We start from the raw sequence: 17261 nt of genomic DNA on the forward strand, positions 1-17261 counted from the left end.
CCTCAGTGACAGACGACGCCGGCGGCGTGCCGGAAGCTGTGGGTCGCGTCGTGGGCGAGCGGCTCCTGGAGGAACAACAGCGCGAAGACGATCGCGGCGCCGAAAGCCAGTCCGGCCGCGATCTGTGCCATCGTCAGTTCGCCGCGAGCGAGTTCGAACCGATCGGAGACGGTGTCGTTCGCGTTCATAAATTATACTTGTCTTACTGAAACTGAGGTTGTAAAGCTTTGGGTCGAGCGTGAGAGTCACTCCCGCGAGCGGGCGAGCGCCGCCTCGACGCGTTCGGGCGTCAGGGAATCGAGCGGAACGAGCGTCCCGTCCGTCGCCTCGACGACGTCGGCGAGCAAGCCGCGTTCCTCGCTCGCCTCGACACAGACCACGCCCGCACCGGTCGAAGCGAGGGATTCGGCGGCCTCTCGGGTCTCCGCCGTCGGGTTCGCCGCCGCGTTGGCCCGGCCGTCGGAGACGACGACGGCGACCGCGGTCTCGGGGGCGGCCCGGTCGATCACCGACGCCGCGGTCCGGAGGCCGGCCGGCAGCGGCGTCGTATCGCCGGTCGGGAGGTCCTTGAGGTGGCGGGCAGCCAGCGATACCGAGTCGGTCGGCGGGAGGACGACCTCCGCGCCGTCGCCGGCGAAGGCGACGACGGCGACGCTGTCGCGTTCGGTGTAGGCGCCCTCCAGCAGTTCGAGCGTGACGCCTTTGGCCGCCGCCATCGCGGGACGCATCGAGGCGCTGGCGTCGACCGCGAAGACGACGAGGGCGTCGCCGGCCCCGGCCCGGACCGACTGCCGGAGGTCGCGTTTCTCGATGCGGTCGCCCCCGCGGGTCGCGGCGGCCCGAACCGAGGCGGCGGCGTCGATCGGGCCGTCGGGGTCGGCCGTCTCCGTCCGGACGCGAGGCCCCCTGTTTCCGGTCGAGGGCGCCGCCTGCGCCCGGCCGGATCCGGTTCCGGACTCGGCCTCGGGAGGGTCAATCTCCGGCGCGGCGGCGTCGGCGGGCCCGCGGGGCTGGCCCGGAACGAGGGGCTTGGCGTCCTCGCTACCGTCCCCTCCGTCGGCGTCGTCCTCGTTTCCGGAGCCGGCCTCGTCCCCGACTCCGGACTCGGACGACGTCTCTGTGGCACCCTCGGCTCTCGGCGGTTCCATGCTGTTCTCTTCGTCTTCATCGGCGGGATCGCCGCCATCGGTATCGGAGTCAGAGCCGGCGTCGGTATCGCGATCATCGGGTCCGGACGGATCGGTCTCGGAGCCTGCTTCGCCGGCAGACCCATCAGTATCTCCGTTGTCGGCTTCACCGGCATCTCCGTTCTCTCGCTCCGGGTCGTCGGCCCCGCTTTCCTCGTCGTCGAACCGATCGTCGATCACGTCCGCGGCGTCGGGGGCGTCCTCGAAGGGGGTCGACCGCATCCGGTGGGCCAGGGCGTACTCGGCCGCCCGCCGGATGTCGCCGTCGGTGACCGTCGGGCGACCGTCGAGGGCCGCGAGCGCACGGGCCGCCCGGGCGGTCGCGATGTCCGCCCGGTGGCCGTCGACGCCCGCGTCGAGACAGAGGGCGGCGATCTCGCGTTTCTGTTCGTCGGCCAGCGAAACCGCCTCGAGGAGATCCCGGGCCGAACGCAGACGCTCGTGGTGGCGGTCGGTGTCGTCCTCGACCGGCGCCGAACCCTCCAGGTCGCTGTCGATGATGGCGATGCGGTCCTCGATGTCGCGTTCGCCCTCGATTTCGACCGAGAGCGCGAAGCGATCCCGGAGCTGGGGCCGGAGATCGCCCTCTTCGGGGTTCATCGTCCCGACGAGCGTGAACTCGGCGGGATGGGAGACGCTGACGCCGTCGCGCTCGACGCGGTTCTCGCCGGAGGCCGCGGCGTCCAGCAACACGTCCACGAGGTGATCGTCCAGCAGGTTCACCTCGTCGACGTACAACAGCCCCCGGTTGGCGCGGGCGAGCAGTCCGGGGTCGAAGGAGGCCTCGCCGGCCAGCGCGTCCGAGACCGAGAGCGTCCCGACGACGCGCTCTCTGGTGGCCCCCAGCGGGAGCGTCACGAGCGGGACGGAACGGGTCTCGACGGGAAACGTCGCCCGCTCGCGACACGACTCGCACTGTCGGGACCGGTCGTCGGGCGGACAGCTATACGGGCAGTCGGCGATGGCCCGCTGATCGGGCAGGAGATCCGCCAGCCCCCGGACGAGCGTCGATTTGGCCGTCCCCTTCTCGCCGGTGACGAGCAGGCCATCGAGGCCGTCGTCGACCGCGACGGCGAGAAGCGCCTCCTTCAGCCGTTCCTGGCCGACGACCGCGCCGAACGGCGTGGAAACGCTTTTCACGGGGGCGGGATCAAACACAGTTGTATTAGCACAACTGGAGTTTATTAACGTTATGCCACGGATCGGACTCTACACCGCGACCGAGAACGAACTCGGCGCGTTACAGCGCGCCGCCGGCGAGGTCGATACCGACCTCGTCGTTCGCTCCGAGAGCGACCTCGACGAACCCGACGACGTCGAGACGTTCTGTGAGGAACTGTCGGACTGCGACGTCGCCGTCCTGTGGCTCCACGGGGGGAAAGACAGCATGCCCGGCTACGACCGGGTACTCGAGCGCTGTTACGAGGCGGGGGTCCCCGTCGCGATCAAGGCGACCGGCGACGCCTTCGCGATCGAGGACACGACCGTCCCCGGAAGCGTCAGAGAGACCGTCGGCGAGTATCTCGAGCGGGGCGGCAGTGCGAACCTGGCGAACGCCGTCCGGTACCTGACCGACCGCTTTACCGCCGAGGAGGTAGCCTACGACGACCCCGTCTCGCTGCCGACCGAGGGCGTCTATCACCCGGATCACCCGGGCGTCTCCGTCGAGGAACTCTACGCGACGCTCGATGGCGATCGACCGACGGTCGCCGTCTGGTTCTACGAATCCCACTGGACCCACGAGAACACCCGCTACGTCGATGCCTTGGTCCGTGCGATCGAACGCGAGGGCGCGAACGCGCTACCGGTGTTCTGTAACCCCGTCACGGACAGCGACGAGCAGGAGGACGCCGAATGGGTCGTCGACAACTGGCTGACCGACGGGGCCGACGAACCGCTCGTCGATGCGGTCTGTTCGTCCTTCATGTTCTCGCTGTCGATGGCCGAGCGCGGTCGCGAGGCGAACGACGAAGGGAGCGACGCCGAGGAGGTGTTCCTGAAACGCCTCGGCGTACCCGTCATCCAGACCGTCACGACGATGCGCTCGCGGTCGCGGTACGAATCCAGCGACACCGGCGTGATGGGGTTCGAACTCGCCCTTTCGGTGGCACTCCCCGAGTTCGACGGCAACGTCATCACGCATCCGATCTCGGGCAAAGAGCGGACCGACGACGACGCGGGGATCGGCAGCGCGCCGAAACAGCACTTCCCGATCGAGGACCGGATCGACCACGCCGCCTCGCTCGCGGTCAACTGGGCCGAACTCCGATACACCCCGAACGACGAGAAGAACGTCGCCGTCGTTTTGCACAACTACCCGCCGAGCGACGACGGGATCGGGACCGCCTTCGGGCTGGACTCCCCGGAATCGACGGTCAACCTGCTCTCGGAGCTACGCGCCCGGGATTACGACCTTGGCGATCGGTTCCCCGACTCGGGGGAGGACCTCGTCGGAACGCTCACTTCGCAGTTGACCCTCGACGACCGGTGGGTCGCCCCCGAGGACGTCCGTGATCTCTCGGTCGACGTGGTCTCCCCGGAGCAATACGACACGTGGTGGAACGACGCCGACAGCGGGTTCCGCGGAAACGTCACCGAGGAGTGGGGCGATCCGCCGGACCGGCCCTTCGCGATCCCGGGCATCGAGTTCGGCAACGTCCTCGTGACGGTCCAGCCGCCACGAGGGTTCGGGATGGATCCCGAAAAGGTGTATCACGACTCGGATCTCCAGCCGCCGCACGATTATTACGCTTTCTACGCGTGGCTCCGCAACGAGTTCGCCGCCGACGCCGTCGTCCACCTCGGCACGCACGGCTCCCTGGAGTGGCTGCCGGGGAAGACGGTCGGGCTGGACGGCAAGAGCGCCCCCGACGCGCTCGTTTCCGACCTGCCGAACGTCTATCCGTACATCGTCAACAACCCCGGCGAGGGCACCCAGGCGAAACGGCGCTCGTACGCCGCCGTCGTCGACTACCTGACGCCGCCGATGGCGAACGCCGGCACCTACGACGAGCTGGCCGAACTGGAGGAACTCGCCGACCAGTACCGCGAGGCCGGCAGCGAGGCCGGCGAGACGGTCGAGCGACTCGTCCGCGAGAAGATCGACGAGCTGGATCTCGCCGTCGAGTTGGGTATCGACGGGGAGATCGACGAGGCCGTCGACGTCCGCGGCCCCGAGGAGGCCGGGACGACGCTCGCCGAGGGGACAGTCGAAGGTGAGGACGTAGACATCGACGAACTGATCGAGCGCGTCCACGCCTACCTGACGGACGTCAAGACGACCCAGATCCGGATGGGGCTGCACACGATGGGCGAACCGCCCGAAGACGACCGACTGATCGAGTATCTCGTCGCGCTGACGCGGCTGGAGAACCCGGGCGCGCCGTCGCTCCGGGAGTCGGTCGCGGGCGTGTTGGGCGTCGACTACGACCGGATGCTCGATTCCCCCGGCGAGTACGACGAGACCCTGGGGATGACCTACGCCGAGGCGGCCGACGAGGTGCACGAACTGAGCGTCGAGCTAGTCGGGACGCTCGCCGCCCACGACTTCGACGTGCCCGAAGCCGAACCCGACGCCGGCCCCGACGACGAGACGACGATGAACCTCATGGTCGTCGACGTCGACGCGCTCGGGGACGCCCGCGTGAAGGGCGGCGCACACGACGAGTTGCGCGAGGCGCTCGCGTACATCTGCGAGGAGGCCGCCCCTCGCGTCGCCGGCGCCGAGGCGGAGATCCCACAGACGGCGGACGCCCTGAACGGCGAGTACGTCCCCCCCGGCGGATCGGGCGCGCCGACCAGAGGGGGCGTCGACCTCTTGCCGACGGGCCGGAACTTCTACACGCTCGATCCCCGGAAAGTGCCCGCGAAATCGGCCTGGGAGGTCGGCAAAGAAGTCGCGGAAGGGACGCTGACTCGACATCACGACGAACACGACGCTTACCCCGAGGAGATCGGCGTCGTCGCCTGGGGGACGCCGACGGTTCGGACCCGCGGGGAGACGATCGCCCAGGTGCTCGCGGCGATGGGTGTCCGGCCGGTCTGGACCGATGCCGGCCGGATCGACGACGTCGAGCCGATCGACCTCGACGAGCTGGGCCGGCCGCGCGTCGACGCGACGACCCGCGTCTCCGGGCTCTTCCGGGACGCGTTCCCGCAGGCGGCGGGCGTCATCCACGACGCCGTCGAGGCCGTCGTCGACCTCGAGGAACCCCACGAGATGAACTACGTGAAGAAACACGTCGAAGAGGAGGCCGAGGAACTGGAAGCCGGAGGGATGGACAGAGAGGACGCCCGCGACGCCGCCATGCCGCGGGTCTTTACGACCCGACCCGGCGGCTACGGAGCCGGCACGAACAAGGCCGTCGACGAGGGCAACTGGGACGACCGCTCCGATCTCGCCGAGGTGTACGTCCAGTGGGGGGGCTACGCCCTCGGCTCGCGGGGGCGGGTCTCGGAGGACCACGACGCCTTCCGGCGGCGTCTCGGCAGCGTCGAGGCGACCGTCAAAATCGAGGACACGATGGAACAGGACGAGTTCGACTCCTCCGATTGGTACGCCTTCCACGGCGGCTTCATCACCGCCGTCGCCGAAGTCTCGGGCGAAGAGCCCGCCTCATACGTCGGCGACTCCTCGGATCCGGACAACGTTTCGGTGTACACCAACGAGGAGAAGGTTCGCAAGGCGATGCGCTCCCGCGTGCTCAACCCCGCGTGGCTGGAGTCGATGGAGGAACACGGGTACAAAGGCGCGGGCGATCTCTCGAAGACCGTCGACGTGACGCTGGGGTGGGACGCGACGACCGGCGTCGTCAGCGACACGCTGTGGGGCGAGGTGGCCGACCGGTACGCCTTCGACGAGGAGCGCCAGGAGTGGATGCGGGAGGTGAACCCCTGGGCGCTGGAGTCGATCACTGACACACTCTTGGAGGCGATCGATCGTGGGCTGTGGGACGCCGACAGCGAGACCGAAGAGCGGCTGACCGATCTCAACCTGCAGGTCGACGGTGACCTCGAGGAGCGTTCGTCCCGTCCCGACGCGATCGGGGAGGTGACGGGCGATGACTGACGAGGACTTCGAAGCGTACGCCGATCTCGGCGCGACGACCGCCGACGCGATGGAGATCGCCGAGACGAGCATGGACAGGGTCCACGAACTGGTCCCACAGGAGACGCTCGCCGACCGGATCAAAGCGAAGTCGGTCCACGCCACGGGCGACGAGGAGTTCCAGTATCTGATGCGGTTTACCGGGAGCGACGAATCGAAGCCCGTGCGGGCGGGCGCCGAAGCCGTCCTCGGGGAGCGGCCGATCGTCACCGACATCACGATGGTCAAAGCCGGGATCACGGGACGGGGCCACGACTGTCCGGTCCGGAAGGCGATCGGCAACGGCGCCGAGTTGGCCGAGGAGACGGGGATGACCCGGACGGCGGCGTCGGTGCTGGAGCTGGACAGGGAAGGCGTCTACGACGGGGCGATCGCGACGATCGGGAACGCCCCGACGGCCGCCCTGGCGCTGGCCGATTGCATTGAGCAGGGCACCCGGCCGGCCGTCGTCGTCGCCACCCCCGTCGGGTTTGTCAAGGCCGCCGAGAGCCGAACGCGGATCCGGGAGGTCTGTGCCGAGTTCGGCGTGCCGGCGATCACGAACGTCGGCAGACGCGGCGGTAGCGGGCTGGCGGCCGGGCTGACGAACGAACTGATACACGTCGCCAGCGACGTTCGTAACGGTGAACTGGAGTTGACGGAATGACAGAGAGCGTCGATTTTCCGGACGACCCCGGCGCGTTCGCGTCCGAGGCGCCCGAAGAAACGGACCGGGCGGAGGCGTCCGAGCCGGTCTACGCCGTCGGGATCGGTCCCGGCAACCCCGAATATCTCACTCGGCGGGGCGCGCGGGCGATCCGCGAGGCCGACGTCGTCGTCGGGTTCGAGACCGTCGTCGGGTTCGTCGAGGACGAGATCACCGGTGAGGCGCTGACCTGTGGGTACGAGGACGAACCTGAGGTGCTGGCCGCGTTCGCCGATCGGATCGAGGGCGACGCGAGCGGGACGGCCGTCCTGATGGGCGATCCGAACCACTCCGGGTATCAGTTCGTCGGCAAGGTCGAATCCGCGATCGGCCGGCCGGTCTCGGTGATCCCCGGGATCTCCTCGCTGCAGATCGCCGCCTCCCGGGCCCGGACGCCGATGGAGGACAGTACGTTCGTCACGCTCCACAAGAGCGGCCCGATCGAGGCCGACCTCGAACGGCTACAGCGCGACGTCGGCGAGCGGCACCTGCTCGTGCTCCCGCGACCCTTCGATTGGATGCCCGAGCGGATCGCCCACCGGCTGCTCGAGGCCGGCGCGCCGGACTGTCGGGCGGTAGTCTTCGAGCGGCTGACCCACAACGACGAGACGGTCACGCGGACGACGCTTTCCGGGCTGGCCGCCGATATCGACGACAGGGAGGAAACGGCGTTTTCGGATCTGTCGGTGCTCGCCGTCCGACGGTAGCGGTACAGGGGCGGGGCGACGCTTTCGGCGGTCGGGACGTGGCATCACCGTTATGTGACCGTCCCATCTACCCTCGAGTATGTCGGAGAACGCCTCACCCTCGGGCCCGTCGATCGGCAACCGGATACTGGATACGGTCATCGGGCTCGGGGCGATGCTGCTTTTGCTCCCGCTCGTGCCGTTTCTCCTGCTTTTGTGGCTGTGGGATCGGTTCAAAGGCGAAAGCGAAACGCCGGAACCGGCGTACTGACCGGGGTTACTCCTCGTCGTCTTCCTCGTCGTCGACGTCCTCGAAGTCGGCGTCGACGAACTCCTCGTCGCTGCCCTGGCCGGCGCCGGCTTGACCGCCGGGGCCGGCACCACCCATGCCACCGGGGCCAGCGCCGCCCATGCCGCCCATGCCGCCAGGACCGGCACCGCCCATACCGCCCATGCCGCCGGCGCCCGCTCCGGCACCGGCGCCCTCGGCACCTGCGGCCTGCTCTTGATACATCTGCTTGCCGATCTCCTGAAGCTGTTCGGCGAGGTCCTCGGTCGCCTCGGTGAGTTCCTCGGTCGTCGCCTCGTCGTCCTCGACGATCTCTTGGAGGTCCTCGATCGCGGCCTCGATATCGCTTCGGAGGTCCTCGTCGACGGCCTCCTCGTTCTCCTCGAGGAGCGTCTCGGCCCGCTGGATCGTCGACTCGGCGTCGTTTCTGGCCTCGATCCGCTCGCGGCGCTTCTGGTCTTCCTCGGCGTGCTCTTCGGCCTCCTGTTGCATCTCTTCGATCTCCTCGTCGGAGAGCCCGACACCGCCCTCGATGGTGATGTCCTCGCTGTTACCGGAGCCCTGGTCCTCGGCGGAGACGTTGACGATGCCGTTCTCGTCGATATCGAACGACACTTCGATCTGTGGCGTTCCGGCGGGCGCCGGCGGGATGCCGGTCAGCTGGAAGGCGCCGAGCAGTTCGTTCTCCTCGGCGATCTCGCGTTCGCCCTGGAAGACGCGGATGTTGACCGAGGTCTGGTTCGGCGCCGCCGTCGTAAAGACCTTCGAGGCCTCCGTCGGGATGGTGGTGTTCTTGTCGATGAGTCGCTCGAAGAGCCCGCCCTTGACCTCGATCCCGAGGGACAGCGGCGTCACGTCGAGCAGGACGATATCGTCGACGTCGCCCGCCAGCACGCCGCCCTGGATCGCCGCACCCAGCGCGACCGCCTCGTCGGGATTGACGTTCTTTTTGGGCTGTTGGCCGGTGAGTTCCTCGACTTTCTCTTGGACCTGTGGCATCCGGGTCGAGCCACCGACGAGGATGACCTCGTCGATGTCGCCCTTCGAGTAGCCGGCGTCCGAGAGCGCCTGCTCGGTCGGCGCGACGGTCCGCTCGAGTAGATCCGAGGTGAGCGATTCGAAATTCGCCCGCGAGAGCTTCTCCTCTAGGTTGAGCGGCCCCTCGTCGGTCGCGGCAATGAAGGGGAGGTTGATCGAGGCCTCCTTCCGCGAGGAGAGTTCGATCTTGGCCTCCTCGGCGGCCTCGGTCAGCCGCTGGAGGGCCTGCCGGTCCTCCCGGAGGTCGATCCCGTGTTCGTCCTCGAAGGAGTCGGCCAGATGGTCGATGATCGCCTCGTCCCAGTCGTCGCCACCCAGATCGTTGTCGCCGTTGGTGGCGACGACCTCGTAGACGCCGCCGCCGAGATCGAGCACCGAGACGTCGAAGGTGCCGCCGCCCAGATCGTAGACGAGCACCGTCTGGTCGGACTCGTCGTCCAGCCCGTAGGCCATCGCCGCCGCCGTCGGCTCGTTGACGATCCGTTCGACCTCGAAGCCGGCGATCTCGCCGGCGTCCTTCGTCGCCTGCCGCTGGCGGTCGTTGAAGTACGCGGGGACGGTGATGACCGCCCGCTCGATCTCGTCGCCGAGGTACTCCTCGGCGTCGCGTTTGATCTTCTGGAGGATCATCGCCGAGATCTGCTCTGGCGTGTACTCCTCGTCGTCGATCCCGACGGTGTAGTCCCCCTCGCCCATGTGGCGTTTGATCGACTGGATCGTCTTCTCGGGGTTCTGGACGGCCTGGTTCTTCGCCGGCTTGCCGACCAGCCGTTCGCCGTCATCGGTGAACGCGACGGTCGACGGCGTCGTCCGTTCGCCCTCGCTGTTGACGATGATCTCGGGATCGCCACCCTCCATCACCGCGAACGCGGAGTTGGTGGTACCGAGATCGATACCGAGGATCTTGTTGCTCGCCATGTTGTCCGTACGTACCGGATTGAATCGGTTAAAAGTTGCTAGACGCGGCGAGAAGCGCTCTCAAAGATGCGGCTTCTGTCCTGCGGTTTTGTCCTCCGGCCGTTCCCCAGACCGGGGGATATAAACAGAACCGCTATTCGTCTGGACTGTCGGCGTCGGTATCGTCATCGCCGTCGTCGGGTCCGTCGGCGTCGGATGCGGCTTCTGTCCGGCCCGCGTCCCCGGGCCCCTCCGAGACGGTTACCTGCGCCGGGCGAAGCACCTTGTCGGCCATCTCGTAGCCGGGGCGATGGACGTCGGCGACGGTCCCCTCGGGCTGGTCGCTCTCGACGCGCAAGAGCACCTCGTGACGCGTCGGATCGGTCGCCGTTCCGGGATCGGGCTCTACGGGTTCGACGCCCTCCCCCTCGAGCACTTCCTCGAGCCCCCGGAACGTCGCCTCGACGCCCTCGCGGATGTCGGCGCTTTCGTCCTGTTCGAGCGCGCGCTTGAGGTTGTCCCGGACCTCGATCAGCTCCTCGACGAGCGCCTCCGTCGCGCGGGCACGCTCCTTTTTGCGCTGTTTCTCCTGTCGCTTCTTGTAGTTTTGAAACTCCGCCTGCTTGCGTTTGAGCCGCTCTTCGAGGTCATCTCGGTCGGTCTTTAGCTCGGCGACCTCCTCGCGGAGCGTTACGATCTCCTCGGCGACCGTCCCCGCGGGTTCGTCCTCGATCCGTTCGGCGATCTTCTCGAGCGGCGGTCCGCCGTCTTCGCCCTCGGAGCCGGGCTGGGGCTCGGCCTCGGACTCGGACTCGGACTCGGGTTCGGTCTCCGCCCCGTTCGTTCCGGCCGGCGGCTCCTCGCCGGCGGGGGTCGATCCGACGGCGTCTCCGTCCTGGTCGCTCATACACGAAGGGAACCGGCCGGCGACAATAAGGATTGAGAAACCGAGCCGTCGTGGGGGCTCCGCGAAGGGAGCGCCGAGGGACTGGACGGCCCGCCGGAATTAAGCCCTCCGGTCGCCGAGAACTGCTGTGGTCACGCTACGGTACGACGAGGGAACGATCCGGATCGAAGGGGAGGCGGCCGCCGAACTCGAGGGGCTGTCGTTCGTCGAGGCCGACCCGCGCTCGAAGACGTATCGCGCGCCCGCCCACCGGTATAGCTCCCTGCTGGAGGCCTGTATCGACCGGGGGCTTCCCCTCGAGGATCGGGGTCTCGATACCGCGGCTGTCGGCGGTTTCACGACCGACTACGACCTCCGGGGCTATCAGACCGAGGCACTCGACGCCTGGCGCGAGAACGGGGAGTGTGGCGTCGTCGAGTTGCCGACCGGCAGCGGCAAGACCGTCCTCGCGATCGGGGCCATCGCGGCGCTTGCCACCCCGACGCTCGTCGTCGTCCCGACGATCGACCTCCTCGAACAGTGGCAGGGCGAACTCGAAACCGAGTTCGGCGACGGAACGGCGATCGGCCGGCTCGGCGGCGGCACCCAGCGCGTCGAGCCGATCACGGTCGCCACCTACGACTCGGCGTACCTCCGGGCCGACGAACTGGGCGATCGGTTCGGTCTCGTCGTCTTCGACGAGATTCACCACCTCGGCGGCGAGGGGTACCGCGACATCGCGCGGTTGACGGCCGCACCGGCGCGGCTCGGGCTCACCGCGACGTTCGAACGGCCTGACGGCGCCCACGAGGTGATCGAGGAACTCGTCGGGCCGGTCGTCTACCGGCTGTCGGCCGACGAGTTGGCCGGCGAACACCTCGCGGACTACGACATCAAACGGATCGAGGTCGAGTTGACGCCCGAAGAGCGAGAACGCTACGAACGGTTCCAGGGGACGTTCACCGACTATCTCGCCAGGTCGGGACTCCAGCTACGAAGCGGCAGCGATTACCAGAAACTCGTCAAGCGGTCGGGATCGGACCCCGAGGCCCGCGAGGCCCTGCTGGCCAAACAGAGGGCACGCGAGGTGATGATGAACGCCGATCGGAAGATCGACACGCTGGCGGAGATCCTCGGTCGTCACCGCACGGATCGGGTCATCGTCTTCACCGCCTACACCGATCTCGTCTACGAACTCGCCGGGCGGTTCCTGATCCCGCCGATCACGAACGAGACGGGCGCCGACGAGCGCCGGGAGATCCTCGATCGGTTCCGCCGCGGCGAGTACTCCCGGATCGTCGCGGCGAACGTCCTCGACGAGGGCGTCGATGTCCCGGACGCGAACGTCGCGGTCGTCCTCTCGGGGTCGGGCAGCGAGCGGGAGTTCACCCAGCGGCTCGGTCGAGTGTTGCGGCCGAAACGCGACGGCGGCGACGAACGGACGGAAACCGACGAACCCACCGAACAAAGCCGGGTGGGGCGGGCGCTGTTATACGAGGTCGTTACGAGCGAGACGGCCGAAGAGCGGATCTCCAGCCGGCGTCGGTGAACGGACAGCTTCCAGCTCCGAGCCGATCGCCAGCGGTCGGCTCACGCTTTGATGATTTTCTCGGTCGCGATGTCGGCACCTGCCGCCGCGGGGTAGACAACGTGATCGACGAACGATCGGTAGCCGTAATCCTGTTGACCGTCCTCTTCGATCCGGAGGACGGTTCGGGCTTCGGAAGCCTGCTCGTGGACTGTTTCACAGATAGTGAGGTTGGCGGTGATATCGTCGGTCAGCGCCGCAACGGTATCGAAGGTTTCGATGTCAGTCTTTTTGAGGATCGCCGGGTCGGTGCCGTCGGCCTGAATGACCTGATCGACCCGGGGGGATATCTCGTCGCATCTGGCCGCGTCCTGTTCGACAACAGTGACCGTGTGTCCTTGCGATCCGAGCCTCTCTGCGACCCGGTATCCGACCCGTCCGGCGCCGACGACCAGAACGTCCTTGCGCATCGTTATCAAGGAATCGGGTCAAGCGCTAATAAATCGACGCACAGATGAAATATTGGCCGATAAGCCTGCGGCGTGGACGAGGGCCTCTACGGGCGGAGCAGGCCGAGTGCCCCGGGGTCGCTCGTGAATCTTCGATCGAGTGTCGTTGTGCCGTGGCTGAAGCCGTTGGCGTTCGGCCCGCGACCGTTGTAATCGAGAGCGGTGCGAGTGTTTTTGTCACGTCGGGCCCAACAGCGGGTATGCTCGATTACTTCGATCTCGAATCGGATCTGACCGAGGAAGAACGGATGGTCCGGAATACGGCCCGGGAGTTCGTCAGCGACCGCGTGCGACCCGACATCGGTGATCACTGGCTCGAGGGGACGTTCCCGAAGGAGATCATCACCGAGATGGGCGAACTCGGCTTCTACGCACCGAACCTCGACGGCTACGGGCTGCCGAACCTCTCGGAGCGCGCCTACGGGCTGTTGATGCAGGAACTGGAGGCCTGCGACTCGGGGCTGCGGTCGATGGCTTCGGTCCAGGGCGCGCTCGTGATGTATCCGATTCACGCCTACGGCAGCGACGAACAGAAAGAGCGGTACCTGCCGGACCTGAGCGCCGGCGAGGCGATCGGCTGTTTCGGCCTGACCGAACCCGAACACGGGTCGAACCCCTCGGCGATGGAGACCCACGCCGAACGGGACGGCGACGGCTACGTCCTCGACGGCACGAAGACGTGGATCACCAACTCGCCGATCGCCGACGTCGCCCTCGTCTGGGCGAAGGACCGCTCGGCCGACGACACGGTCCGTGGCTTTCTCGTCGATACCGACACGGCGGGTGTGACGACGAACAAAATCGAGGAAAAACTCTCCCTGCGGGCGTCGATCACCGGCGAGATCCACCTCGACGACGTCCACGTCGAGGAGTCGGCCGTCCTGCCCGACGTCGAGGGGATGAAGGGGCCGCTGTCCTGTCTCACGCAGGCCCGCTACGGGATCGCCTGGGGTGCGGTCGGCGCGGCCAGAGACTGTTTCGAGACCGCCAGGGAGTACGCGACCGAACGCGAGCAGTTCGGCGGTCCGATCGGGCGGTTCCAGCTCCAACAGGAGAAACTCGCCGAGATGGCGACCCAGATCACGCTCGCACAGCTGCTCGCGGACCGGCTGGCCGAACTGAAGGAACGCGGCGAGATGCGCCCACAGCACGTCTCGATGGCCAAACGCAACAACGTCCGGATGGCGCGCGACCAGTCCCGGATCGCCCGCGAGATGCTGGGTGGCAACGGCATCACCGCCGACTACTCGCCGATGCGTCACATGGCGAACCTCGAAACCGTCTACACCTACGAGGGGACCCACGACATCCACACGCTCGTCCTCGGGGAGGACCTCACGGGACTGCAGGCCTATCAGTGAACCGCCTCGGGGTCAAGTGGTTCGAGACGCGGAGCGTCTCGTCATCACGGAAGACTTCGTCTTCCGTACGACCCCGAGGCTTCCCGTGGATTAGTCGGACACTCCCACGACACCATCGGTCTGATAACCTCGAACGGCGTCGTGGGTCACGGTCGGGGCGTCCACGGCCCCCGATGCCTGCCGTCGCACCTTCCTGACTTGGGGAAGGCTGTTGAGAGCAGGCACATTCCAGTCCTGATATTTTTCGATGCCTTTCACGGCGATGTTGACGCTTGCACCACGGTCGCTGTGGTCTTGATGGGAACACGACCGACACTTGAACCGCTTCTTATTGCGGTTCGCACGCTCCGTATGCCCGCAGAGCGGACACCGTTGACTCGTGTACTCGGGGTTAATCCACGCGGTCGGAATCTCCTTGAACGACGCCTTGTACGACGTGTAGTATTGGAGGGCGCGGAACGGGAGGTGGTGCAAGCGTCGGTTCATCCGCGTGCCGTAGTCGATACTGTCGCGCATCTCTTTGAGGTCTTCAAAGACGATACACGGTTTCTCGAACTGGTGGCTCCACTCCACGATGTGACGGCTCACCTTGTGGAGTCGGTCACGGACGAACCGTTCCTCGCGTCCTTCCAACGTGTCGTGCATCCTTTGCTTCCCCGCGTTCTGAACACGCTTTCGCATCGTGAAGTAACGGTGACGCTCGAACTTGATTTCGGGGAAGTCGATAACAAGCGTGTCTTCGACGCCCTTCTCGGAGAGCGCGGTGAGAGCCACGTTGTCCTCGTTCACGTCCACGCCGACGACCGTTCGTGAGTCCTGCTTGTCCCGAACGGTCTGCTCGGTGTTGGTAACGTTGACGTGCAGCTCGGGGTTGTCGTTGTGGAAGAGGGCTTCTGCCGTCCCAATCTTCCACTCGTCGCTCGTGAGCGCAGTCTTGAGAATATCGAGGTGGGCGTCGTCGCCTTCGAGAACGCCTATGACGTGCTTGTAGGGCTTCGTGCTGATGCGGAACGCCACGTCACCGTCGTCGGTGAGCGACAGGTTGTACCCTTCCTCGTAGTTCGCACGAAGCGGGTACGCACCGTCCTTGGTGTGGCTCGGTTGGCCGAAGTCGTCGTACTCGTAGTGATTCTCCATCGCGCCGAGTGCTTTGGCGACAACGCGCTGTGTCGTGTTCTTCACGAGGTCGGCGTCGTCGCCCACTCGGTCAGGGATTGCGTCCCAATCAACGCCTTGCTTGGCGAGGCGGATGGTTTCGTTGTACACCGACCGCGCTTCGAGGGAGGCGTCGTACAGCAGGCCCTCGTTGTCACTCTGGATGTCGAGTTGGAAATCCAGCGTCTTGACGAGAGCCTGTTCGTTGGTCATTCTTGGTCGTTGGGTTGGACGTGACGGTAGTGAAGGAGGAGCGTGCGGAGTACGCTGTCGAAACTCGTGTGCCCCTCCTCGTCCTTGAGTTCGTCAAGGTCATCGTACACGGCGTCGGATACCTTGAGTTGCTTCGTCACGTCTACCCCTTGTCTCTCCACGCTTAAATGTTTACTGGTGGTAGTCTGTAAGTTATCTCAAAGAATACTTTTGATTGATCGTTGTACTGGTAGGTATGGGCGAGAAGCGGTCGAACCACACGGTGTACAACGTCAACTACCCCTTCGTGTGGTGCCCGAAGTACCGCCACGCGATACTCGAACCAATCGAGGACTCGCTGGAAGCGAGTTTCCGCGACGTATGCGACGAGTACGGCTACGAAATACTGTCGTCGTCCGAAAATCGGAGATTTTCGTGATCACGAGAGACCGCGTCTCTCGAACGACTCCACATCTCTCCTGACCACGTACACCTGTTCCTGTCAGCCCACCCGAAGCACGCACCGAGCGAGATTGTGCGAACGGTCAAGAGCATCACGGCGCGGGAGATGTGGGAACAGCACGAGTCTTTCTTGGAGGAGTATCTGTGGGGTGGCGGATTTTGGGAGGAATCGTACTACGTTGGGACGGCAGGCGATGTTTCGACCGACACGATTGAGCAGTATATCGAGCGAACGGAACACGTTTAACGGGGCTTACGGCCTTCACCCTCGGGGTCAAGCCCCGAGGCACTCGGCCTGTTCCGCCTGTAGAAACCGCGGTCGTGGCTGATCGATCAGGCGTCCTCGAGCGCCTCGAACGTTTTTTCCGCCCACCGGACCGCGAACTCCACGCCGTGCTCCCGGTACGCGACCGTATCGAGTGCGTCGAACGGCGTCGGGAGTTCGACGCCGTGTTTGACAGCATTACAGGCCAACTCCGCAGCGTCGGCGAACTCCGTCCGGCCGACGGCCACGTCCCGGGAGAGGTCCTCGAGGCGGGGTTCGAGCCGCCCGCCGGCGTCGTCCCACTCGGCGTGGAGGTCGGTAGCGGTGTCGGCCCAGCCGGCGAAGACGTCGCGGGTCGAGAGGCCGACGTGGGCCGTATGGAGGGCGGCAGCGAGCTGGTAGGTGTCTGCCGGGGAGAGAGGGACGGCCTCGTCGAGGGACCGGTAGGCGTCACCGAAGAAACCGAGGAAGTGCTCCGGGACCCCGAGGCCGATCTCGACGAGCGCCTCGGCGATCAGAAATCGGACGAACCCCTCGGGGGAGCCGGCCAGCCTGGGTTTGACGAAGACGGCCGGCGGCGTCGTCTGTCGGGTCCAACAGACCCCGCCGTCCCCCGGGGCACCGATCGTGAGAGTGTCGGAAGCGAGTTTCGAAAGCGTCTCCGGGGCGCCGTCGGGGATCCAGGCCTCGTCGTACTCGAGTGGATCGACCGACTCGACGACGGCGAGGAGGTTCTCGGCGACGGCGGGCGGGAGCGTCTCGAAGTCCCGCCCGACATCGAAGACGAGCGCCCCGGGGGCGTGTCCGTCGCGGACCGCGGCTACCTCGCCGGCGGGTGTCCGTCGATCGAACATCAGACGACCGCGATAACGACGAGCAATAGCAGTCCGACAACGACGGAGGCGCCGATCGTCCCGAGGACGACTTTGGTGGCCTGACTCATGTCCGCTCAGTTCTCCGGGAAGCGATTTAAAGCCTTCAGTTTTCCGTTTCGGCGCCGGCGATGGGTCCGTC

At 66.4% G+C, this 17261-nt stretch carries 15 protein-coding genes and 1 pseudogene; 7 read left to right on the forward strand and 9 right to left on the reverse strand.

Annotated elements, in window-relative coordinates:
* Positions 1 to 2: 2 nt before the first annotated feature.
* Positions 3 to 188 (reverse strand): CbtB domain-containing protein, encoded by a 186-nt coding sequence (locus KM295_RS08850; RefSeq protein ID WP_256029582.1) that lies wholly within the window; start codon positions 186 to 188, stop codon positions 3 to 5.
* 57 nt (positions 189 to 245) lie between these two features.
* The gene (locus tag KM295_RS08855) at positions 246 to 2345 is read right to left on the reverse strand and encodes a VWA domain-containing protein (protein WP_256029583.1); all 2100 of its coding nucleotides are present in this window, start codon (positions 2343 to 2345) and stop codon (positions 246 to 248) included.
* A gap of 34 nt (positions 2346 to 2379) precedes the next feature.
* Here KM295_RS08855 and cobN point away from each other — a divergent pair, with 34 nt between their 5' ends.
* The 4 genes from cobN to KM295_RS08875 all read left to right on the forward strand — a co-directional run bounded on the left by cobN (position 2380) and on the right by KM295_RS08875 (position 7936).
* Positions 2380 to 6255: a cobaltochelatase subunit CobN gene (gene cobN / locus KM295_RS08860; protein WP_256029584.1), complete on the forward strand. Its 3876-nt coding sequence runs from the start codon at positions 2380 to 2382 to the stop codon at positions 6253 to 6255.
* On the forward strand, positions 6248 to 6940 hold the full coding sequence (locus KM295_RS08865) for a precorrin-8X methylmutase (RefSeq protein ID WP_256029585.1): 693 nt from the start codon (positions 6248 to 6250) through the stop codon (positions 6938 to 6940). The genes cobN and KM295_RS08865 overlap by 8 nt, the downstream gene beginning before the upstream one ends.
* A complete protein-coding gene (locus KM295_RS08870; RefSeq protein WP_256029586.1) occupies positions 6937 to 7686 on the forward strand; it encodes a cobalt-precorrin-7 (C(5))-methyltransferase in 750 nt (249 codons plus the stop codon). Before KM295_RS08865 ends, KM295_RS08870 begins: the two co-directional genes overlap by 4 nt.
* 79 nt (positions 7687 to 7765) lie before the next feature.
* On the forward strand, positions 7766 to 7936 hold the full coding sequence (locus tag KM295_RS08875; RefSeq protein ID WP_256029587.1) for a hypothetical protein: 171 nt from the start codon (positions 7766 to 7768) through the stop codon (positions 7934 to 7936).
* A 6-nt stretch (positions 7937 to 7942) separates the two neighbouring features.
* Here the strand turns inward: KM295_RS08875 and dnaK are convergent, their stop codons facing one another.
* Entirely contained in the window at positions 7943 to 9910 is a 1968-nt protein-coding gene (gene dnaK, locus KM295_RS08880; RefSeq protein ID WP_256029588.1) for a molecular chaperone DnaK, read from the reverse strand.
* A 133-nt stretch (positions 9911 to 10043) separates the two neighbouring features.
* Positions 10044 to 10796 carry a nucleotide exchange factor GrpE gene (locus KM295_RS08885; protein WP_256029589.1) on the reverse strand — a complete coding sequence of 251 codons (753 nt, stop codon included), beginning with the start codon at positions 10794 to 10796 and terminating at the stop codon, positions 10044 to 10046.
* 127 nt (positions 10797 to 10923) lie between these two features.
* Here KM295_RS08885 and KM295_RS08890 point away from each other — a divergent pair, with 127 nt between their 5' ends.
* Positions 10924 to 12324, forward strand: coding sequence for a DEAD/DEAH box helicase family protein (locus KM295_RS08890; RefSeq protein ID WP_256029590.1), 1401 nt, complete (start codon positions 10924 to 10926; stop codon positions 12322 to 12324).
* A gap of 41 nt (positions 12325 to 12365) precedes the next feature.
* On the opposite strand, the gene KM295_RS08895 is transcribed toward KM295_RS08890, so the two are convergent.
* Positions 12366 to 12773 (reverse strand): potassium channel family protein, encoded by a 408-nt coding sequence (locus KM295_RS08895; protein WP_256029591.1) that lies wholly within the window; start codon positions 12771 to 12773, stop codon positions 12366 to 12368.
* Between the two features lie 239 nt (positions 12774 to 13012).
* On the opposite strand from KM295_RS08895, the gene KM295_RS08900 reads away from it, so the two are divergent.
* Entirely contained in the window at positions 13013 to 14173 is a 1161-nt protein-coding gene (locus KM295_RS08900) for an acyl-CoA dehydrogenase family protein (RefSeq protein ID WP_256029592.1), read from the forward strand.
* A gap of 90 nt (positions 14174 to 14263) precedes the next feature.
* On the opposite strand, the gene KM295_RS08905 is transcribed toward KM295_RS08900, so the two are convergent.
* Complete coding sequence (locus tag KM295_RS08905; protein ID WP_256029593.1) at positions 14264 to 15541, reverse strand: RNA-guided endonuclease InsQ/TnpB family protein; 1278 nt, start codon at positions 15539 to 15541, stop codon at positions 14264 to 14266.
* The gene (locus KM295_RS08910) at positions 15538 to 15681 is read right to left on the reverse strand and encodes a hypothetical protein (RefSeq protein WP_021074811.1); all 144 of its coding nucleotides are present in this window, start codon (positions 15679 to 15681) and stop codon (positions 15538 to 15540) included. Before KM295_RS08910 ends, KM295_RS08905 begins: the two co-directional genes overlap by 4 nt.
* A gap of 95 nt (positions 15682 to 15776) precedes the next feature.
* Between KM295_RS08910 and tnpA the strand changes: the two are divergent.
* Positions 15777 to 16229, forward strand: a pseudogene (tnpA, locus tag KM295_RS08915) (IS200/IS605 family transposase).
* Between the two features lie 86 nt (positions 16230 to 16315).
* On the opposite strand, the gene KM295_RS08920 reads toward tnpA, so the two are convergent.
* Both KM295_RS08920 and KM295_RS17060 read right to left on the reverse strand, forming a co-directional pair.
* Positions 16316 to 17101, reverse strand: coding sequence for a DUF7089 family protein (locus KM295_RS08920; protein WP_256029594.1), 786 nt, complete (start codon positions 17099 to 17101; stop codon positions 16316 to 16318).
* The gene (locus tag KM295_RS17060; RefSeq protein WP_418904775.1) at positions 17101 to 17190 is read right to left on the reverse strand and encodes a hypothetical protein; all 90 of its coding nucleotides are present in this window, start codon (positions 17188 to 17190) and stop codon (positions 17101 to 17103) included. Before KM295_RS17060 ends, KM295_RS08920 begins: the two co-directional genes overlap by 1 nt.
* Between the last annotated feature and the right edge of the window lie 71 nt (positions 17191 to 17261).

This window comes from Natronomonas aquatica (genome assembly GCF_024449025.1).
Lineage (GTDB): Archaea > Halobacteriota > Halobacteria > Halobacteriales > Haloarculaceae > Natronomonas > Natronomonas aquatica.

Excerpts from the sequence above, each read along its gene's own strand:
- KM295_RS08850 (WP_256029582.1), bottom strand. The coding sequence starts at position 188 with ATGAACGCGAACGACACCGTCTCCGATCGGTTCGAACTCGCTCGCGGC.
- cobN (WP_256029584.1), top strand. The coding sequence starts at position 2,380 with ATGCCACGGATCGGACTCTACACCGCGACCGAGAACGAACTCGGCGCG.
- KM295_RS08865 (WP_256029585.1), top strand. The coding sequence starts at position 6,248 with ATGACTGACGAGGACTTCGAAGCGTACGCCGATCTCGGCGCGACGACC.
- KM295_RS08870 (WP_256029586.1), top strand. The coding sequence starts at position 6,937 with ATGACAGAGAGCGTCGATTTTCCGGACGACCCCGGCGCGTTCGCGTCC.
- KM295_RS08875 (WP_256029587.1), top strand. The coding sequence starts at position 7,766 with ATGTCGGAGAACGCCTCACCCTCGGGCCCGTCGATCGGCAACCGGATA.
- dnaK (WP_256029588.1), bottom strand. The coding sequence starts at position 9,910 with ATGGCGAGCAACAAGATCCTCGGTATCGATCTCGGTACCACCAACTCC.
- KM295_RS08885 (WP_256029589.1), bottom strand. The coding sequence starts at position 10,796 with ATGAGCGACCAGGACGGAGACGCCGTCGGATCGACCCCCGCCGGCGAG.
- KM295_RS08895 (WP_256029591.1), bottom strand. The coding sequence starts at position 12,773 with ATGCGCAAGGACGTTCTGGTCGTCGGCGCCGGACGGGTCGGATACCGG.
- KM295_RS08900 (WP_256029592.1), top strand. The coding sequence starts at position 13,013 with ATGCTCGATTACTTCGATCTCGAATCGGATCTGACCGAGGAAGAACGG.
- KM295_RS08905 (WP_256029593.1), bottom strand. The coding sequence starts at position 15,541 with ATGACCAACGAACAGGCTCTCGTCAAGACGCTGGATTTCCAACTCGAC.
- KM295_RS08920 (WP_256029594.1), bottom strand. The coding sequence starts at position 17,101 with ATGTTCGATCGACGGACACCCGCCGGCGAGGTAGCCGCGGTCCGCGAC.
- KM295_RS17060 (WP_418904775.1), bottom strand. The coding sequence starts at position 17,190 with ATGAGTCAGGCCACCAAAGTCGTCCTCGGGACGATCGGCGCCTCCGTC.